Below are 808 nucleotides of genomic sequence, written 5' to 3' on the forward strand. Positions count from 1 at the left end.
AAGGTCGGCATTCTGATTTGTTACGACAGCGAGTTCCCTGAGTTGGGTCGTATGCTCGCCGAACAAGGTGCGCAAATTATCTTTGTGCCATTCTGGACTGATACCAAAAACGGCTATCAACGTGTGCGGATCTGTTCTCAATCTCGCGCGATCGAAAACGAGTGTTATGTGGCGATTGGCGGCAGTGTCGGCAACTTACCGCGCGTGGACAACGTGGACATTCAATATGCTCAATCAGCGGTGTTCTCACCTTCAGACATTTATTTCCCCCACGACGCCACATTGACGGAAGCCAGTGCGAATACGGAAATGATCATCTTTGCCGATGTTGACTTAACCAAGCTGAAACAGCTCAACACCGAAGGCTCGGTAACGAACTTGCGCCATCGACGCCTCGATTTGTACGGTGCGTTCACAACACCAAAAGAGTAACCTGAGACCCAAGCCATGGTAGTGACCGCTCGCCGTCGCGAATCAAACGGCGAGCGGAATCCAGCGCAACAGCGCATCAGGTAAACACAATTATCAGAGGTATGTCAGTTTTTCTCGGGAATGAGAAACAAGAATTGACCAGAGAAAACAACAGGAGTATCACTCCCATTTCCTTCCGATTTTATTAGAGGAAAGCATTTGGAACACATTAACGCTTTACTCATCTCCATGAAGCCTCTGCTGGAGCAGTACGGTTACCTTGCGCTCATTGTCAGCATCTTTTTTGAAGGTATTGGCATTCCCATGCCTGGGCAATCTTTGATGATCGCAGCATCAATTCTGGCCTCAGAACAAGTCATGAATCTGAGTATGGTTA

General features: G+C 48.3%; 2 protein-coding genes. Both read left to right on the forward strand.

Going from position 1 to position 808, the window contains the following annotated elements; genetic code table 11:
- On the forward strand, nt 1-432 hold a 432-nt coding region (locus R8O11_RS26585; RefSeq protein ID WP_318194791.1), incomplete at its 5' end, for a nitrilase-related carbon-nitrogen hydrolase.
- A 198-nt stretch (nt 433-630) separates the two neighbouring features.
- On the forward strand, nt 631-808 hold a 178-nt coding region (locus R8O11_RS26590; protein WP_411978199.1), incomplete at its 3' end, for a DedA family protein.

Source organism: Vibrio sp. 1288 (genome assembly GCF_033344475.1).